We start from the raw sequence: 4,954 nt of genomic DNA, 5'->3' as shown, positions 1-4,954 counted from the left end.
TGTGGATGGCGGTGGGGTGTTCGGCGAGTTCGAGGCACTGGCCGCCCTCGCCACTGCTGTGGCTGGACTTACGCCAGCTGCTGGCGACCTCGACGCAATCACCGCCCTCGCCGCTGCTGTAGCTCGACTTGTGCCAGTTGTAGGCGAGTTCTAGGCACTCCCCGCCTTCACCGCTGCTGTAGCTGGACTTGAACCAGGTCAGTTCCTTGCTGTTCATAGCGCCTCCAGCTTCTTCTCGATCAACGCCCGGGTCTCCAGGGGCGGAAGGGCCATCGCCCGCATGATCCCATAGCGGTCGGCGATCTTCCGGACCTCTTCGGCGTCGGTGATCAGCTGCGGAAACCCCTGGACTTCGGTGTACGCGACCTGTCCGTGCCCCTTCGGGACGAGGAGGTTGAAGGGGCCGTCCATGTTGGGGTGTTCTTGCAGACATGTCGGCAACACCTGGACCTCCACGTTCTGCATGTGGCTCACGGTGAGCAGACGGCGCAGTTGCTCCGCGTGGACCTTCCGGCCACCGATCGGCCGGTCGAGGACTACCTCTTCGAGGACGTAACTCACCACGGGTGCCGGTTGCCGCTCGAAGACCAGCTGCCGTGAAAGTCGGTCGGCCACCCGCTTCTCGATGGTCTCCTCGCTGAGGAACGGCCGCCGCTTGGCGAACACCTCCCGCGCGTGAGCCTCGGTCTGGAGCAGGCCGTGCACGGCGTGATTGCAGTAGTGGTGCAGTTCCACTGCCTCCGCCTCCATCGCCGCATGGTCCCGGTACCACGCCGGGTGTCGCGTCCGTCCCCTGCGCATCGCCTCCTTGACGTCGGGAATGACCGCGATCAGCATCCCGTGGGCGCCCAGGATCTCGTCCGCCTTCACCAGGAACTCGGGCCTCGGAGTGCGCACGCCCCTCTCCATGGCCGAGACCTGATCGGGGCCGTAGCCGACCAGGGCCCCGAACTCCGTCTGACTGAGTCCTGCCCGCTCCCGCAGCAACTTCAACTGCTTGCCCAGGAGGACGAAGACCGCCACCGCCCCGTTCGCCTCCGCCGGCGTCTCCGGCCTCCGCTCCCGTTCCTCCGCCACATCACCCTCCGACGCTCGTACGGCAACCCGCCCGTACCCGTACGACTACGCACAGTCGCCGGGTTTCTCCTGGTCAGCGTAGGGAGAACCGGCCACGCTCAGTGATGTGAATCCGCAAATCTCCACCCTGAAAGAGTTGGTCCAGCGGCTCAGCGCCACTCCCCGCGGCGCCCGGCTGGCCCGGCGGCTCACCGCCGCCTCGCTCGCGAGTTGGGGATACCCCTATGCGAGCGATCCGAACGAGACCGCCCAGCTCCTCGTCTCGGAGCTGGCGACCAACGCCGTCACCCACGGTCGCGTACCCGGCCGGGACTTCGAGCTGCGGCTGACGCTGCTGCCCGAGGCGGACACCCTGCGTATCGAGGTGAGCGACGCGCGGGGGGAACGCCATCTCCAGCTCCTGCGCGGGGCACCGCAGGACGAGCGCGGCCGGGGGCTGATCCTCGTGGAGGCGCTGTCGCGCAAGTGGGGCGTCGCGGAGCGGGTCGTCGGCAAGACGGTGTGGGCCGAGATCCCGCTGGAACCGGGCAGAGAGAAGCGGGACGGCCCCGCGGCGCCGTAGCGCCCGGGACCGCCCCGCCGGATCGGCCGGTGGCCGGCTCAGCTGTGGTTGTAGGTGACCGAGAAGTTCTCCCCGCCGCTCAGCGAGGAGGTGGTCGCCTTGGTGGTGCTGCCCGACGCCATGTTGATCTTGTCGGGCGTGAAGTTGCCTATCGCCTGGCCGTTGGCGGTGGCGCTGGTGAAGTTCGCGGTGCCGAAGTTCGACAGCGGCAGCACACCGGTGGAGCTGGACGGCGCCTCGGCGATCACCTCGGCCGAGGCGTTGGACAGACCGCTCTGCGTCTTGGTGGTGGTCTTCGTCCACCCCTTGGTGGTGTCCGACAGGGTGAGCGTGTACGTGCTGCCGCTTCTGCTGACCGTGGCCGTGAAGTGGTCGCCGGCGCTCACCGTGTTGCTGTAGTTGACCGGGTAGGCCGGGTACATCTCGTACCAGGACGAGTAGACCGCCCGGCCGCTGGAGCAGTCCGCCTCGGTGCCCGTCTGCTCCACGGAGCTGCTGCCGTCGCCGTCGATGCCGACCCAGAACGAGGAGTACGTGGTCGCGCTCGTGCAGCTGACCGCCGGCTGCACCCAGCTCGCGGAGACGCTGGTGAACGTCGTGCCGGTCGCGGCGTACCCGGCCCAGTTGGAGCTGGTGCTGTTCCTGATGCCACCGACCAGGTGGTGGCTGGTGAGGTGACCGCTGACCGGGGTCATGCGCAGGGCCGGTGCGGCGGCGGCCGCGGGGGAGGTCGCCAGCGCGGAGAGGACGGCTGCGGCTACGGCTGTGGCGGCGGTGAGGCGGATCGTTGCAGACATGCTGCTCCTTCTCGCGGAACTCGCGGTGCAGACGTAGCTGGTGGCCACCAGTGGGGGTGAACGTGCGCCCGTTGTTGTCAGTGTGCAGTCAATGCACTGGCCCCGGGCAACCGGCTGCCGGCAATACACAGCAAAGCTCCTGCCAAGTGCGCGCGATAAAAGGAGCGTTGGCGGAGATTCCGGTTCAGGCCCCGTCGTACAGGCCCGCCACCTCGCGCTCGAAGTCCCGCAGGATCTGCCCGCGCCGGAGCTTCATGGAGGGGGTCAGATGGCCGGCCTCCTCCGTGAAGTCGACGGGCAGGACGGTGAAGCGGCGGATGGACTCGGGGCGGGAGACGAGCCGGTTGGCGTCGTCCACGGCGCGTTGCAGCACTGCCAGCAACTCGGGGTCGTCGGCGACGAGTTCCGCCGGCACCGGGTGCTTGCCGTTCATCCGGCGCCAGTGGGTGATGCCCCCGGGGTCGAGGGTGAGCAGCGCCGCGATGTACGGGCGGCCGTCGCCGACGAGCATCGCCTGGGAGATCAGGGGGTGCTGGCGCAGCCAGTTCTCCAGCGGGGCCGGGGCCACCGACTTGCCGCCCGCCGTGATGAGGAGTTCCTTCTTGCGGCCGGTGATGGTGAGGTAGCCCTCGTCGTCCAGCCGGCCGAGGTCCCCGGTGTGCAGCCAGCCGTCGCGGGTCGCGGGGACGACCCCGCCGGCCTGCGGGTCCCAGTACCCGCGCAGCACGTGGTCGCCGGCGATGAGGATCTCCCCGTCGGCGGCGATCCGCACGCGCGTGCCGGGCAGCGGCCAGCCCACCGTGCCCAGGCGGGGCTTGAGCGGCGGGGTGACGGTGGTGGCGCCGGTGGTCTCGGTGAGGCCGTACCCCTCGTAGATCTCGATCCCGGCGCCCGCGTAGAACGCGGCGAGGGGGCGGCCGAGCGGGGAACCGCCGCAGATGACGTGCCGGACCCGGCCGCCCATGGCGCCCCGGATGCGGCGGTAGACGAGGGGGTCGTAGAAGCCGCGCTGGGTCCGCAGCGCGCGGCCTGGTCCGTCGCCGGTGCCCTCCTGGCGGGCCTGGACCGCCTCGCCGTAGCGGCGGGCGACGGCGGCGGCCCGGTCGAAGACGGCGACGCGGCCACCGGACTCGGCCTTGGCGCGGGCCGAGTTGAAGATCTTCTCCAGCATGTAGGGGATGGCCAGCAGGCAGGTGGGCCGGAAGGCGGCGAGGTCGGGCAGCAGGTCGTCCGCCTTGAGGCTGGGCGCGTGCCCGAGGCGGACGCGGGCGCGCAGGCAGGCGATGGCCACCATGCGCCCGAAGACGTGCGAGAGGGGCAGGAAGAGCAGGACGGAGGGGTCGGCGTCCTTCTGCTTGAAGACGGGGTGGAGGAGTTCGACGGCGTTGTCGACCTCGGCGAAGAAGTTGCCGTGGGTCAGGGCGCAGCCCTTGGGGCGGCCGGTGGTGCCGGAGGTGTAGACGAGGGTGGCGAGGGTGTCCGGGCCGAGCATGCCCCGCCGTACGCCGACCTCCGCCTCCGGGACCCGGACCCCGGCATCGGAGAGGCGGTCCACATGCCCCTTCTCCATGACCCACAGGTGCTTGAGGTCGGGCAGGTGCTGGAGTTCGGGGCCGAGGGCGGAGGCCTGCCGGGCGGTCTCGGTGACCAGGGCGACGGCGCCGCAGTCGTGCAGGATCCACCGGGTCTGGAAGACGGACGAGGTGGGGTAGACGGGGACGGTGACGAGCCCGGCGGCCCAGGCGGCGAAGTCGAGGAGCGTCCACTCGTACGTGGTGCGGGCCATGACGGCGATGCGGTCGCCGGGCGCGAGCCCCTCGGCGATCAGCCCCTTGGCGGTCGCCAGCACCTGGGCGGCGAAGCGGGCGGCGGTGAGGTCGGTCCAGCGTCCTTCGGGGAGCCTGCGGCTGAGCACGACGGCGTTCGGGTCGGCGGCGGCGTTGTCGAACGGCAGGTCGGCGAGGGAGCCGCGCTGCACCGGCGGGGCGAAGGGCGGCACGACCGCTTCCCGCACGACTCCGTCGAGCCGCCGCGTCTCGGGGGCGACGAGCACCGGCAGCCCGTCGTAATCGACGGCCGAGACGGGAGTGTTGGCGGTGGACGGCGTGGACACGGGCGGCTCCTCGGGCGGGCGGCGAGGCGTGCACCGGCGGCGGAGCGCGCGGCGCACGAGCTGAGGGTGGTTACCGCCGGTCAGGCGAGTGATCGTACGGGCCCGTTGTGAGGGCTTCGTGCGGCTTCGGGAAGGGTCCGGGGACGGGGATGTGCAACCTCCGCTCACTGGCCCGCCGCGGCTTACCTACGGTAACCTTACCGTTCGGTAATGACTTTGTTCCCGTCCCCGGGGGGTTTGATGACGACGGCCGTCGTCCTCGGCAAGGCACCGTCCCTGGCACGGTCGCTGACGCTGGGGGCACTGCGGTCCCCGGCGAAGCGCCCGTCCCCTCAGGCGCCGTACCCGCGCACCCGCCTGGTCCTGCCGGGTGTGCGCGCCGACGCGGCCCGGCTGTCGTCCTAC

The 4,954-nt window shown here is 70.7% G+C and carries 5 protein-coding genes and 1 pseudogene; 2 read left to right on the top strand and 4 right to left on the bottom strand.

What is annotated here, in order from left to right; translation table 11 throughout:
* Together FRZ03_RS22805 and FRZ03_RS22800 are read right to left on the bottom strand one after the other, a co-directional pair.
* Window positions 1-217, bottom strand: a 217-nt coding sequence (locus FRZ03_RS22805; protein WP_146466999.1) for a DUF397 domain-containing protein, incomplete at its 3' end; no start/stop codon positions are given.
* Window positions 214-1,077, bottom strand: a complete 864-nt coding sequence (locus FRZ03_RS22800) for a helix-turn-helix domain-containing protein (protein ID WP_146466998.1) — start codon at window positions 1,075-1,077, stop codon at window positions 214-216. The genes FRZ03_RS22800 and FRZ03_RS22805, both read right to left, overlap by 4 nt.
* A gap of 106 nt (window positions 1,078-1,183) precedes the next feature.
* On the opposite strand from FRZ03_RS22800, the gene FRZ03_RS22795 reads away from it, so the two are divergent.
* On the top strand, window positions 1,184-1,639 hold the full coding sequence (locus FRZ03_RS22795) for an ATP-binding protein (RefSeq protein ID WP_146466997.1): 456 nt from the start codon (window positions 1,184-1,186) through the stop codon (window positions 1,637-1,639).
* A gap of 38 nt (window positions 1,640-1,677) precedes the next feature.
* Here the strand turns inward: FRZ03_RS22795 and FRZ03_RS22790 are convergent, their stop codons facing one another.
* Complete coding sequence (locus FRZ03_RS22790) at window positions 1,678-2,436, bottom strand: G1 family glutamic endopeptidase (protein ID WP_146466996.1); 759 nt, start codon at window positions 2,434-2,436, stop codon at window positions 1,678-1,680.
* Between the two features lie 184 nt (window positions 2,437-2,620).
* Window positions 2,621-4,549, bottom strand: coding sequence for an AMP-dependent synthetase/ligase (locus FRZ03_RS22785; protein WP_146466995.1), 1,929 nt, complete (start codon window positions 4,547-4,549; stop codon window positions 2,621-2,623).
* 210 nt (window positions 4,550-4,759) lie between these two features.
* On the opposite strand from FRZ03_RS22785, the pseudogene FRZ03_RS39285 reads away from it, so the two are divergent.
* Window positions 4,760-4,954 (top strand): annotated as a pseudogene (locus tag FRZ03_RS39285) (hypothetical protein); the annotation flags it as partial.

It is taken from the genome of Streptomyces misionensis, assembly GCF_007896895.1.
Classification (GTDB): domain Bacteria; phylum Actinomycetota; class Actinomycetes; order Streptomycetales; family Streptomycetaceae; genus Streptomyces; species Streptomyces misionensis_A.
Note: the sequence above shows the minus strand (reverse complement) of the source record. Positions and strands in the feature narration are given on the sequence as shown.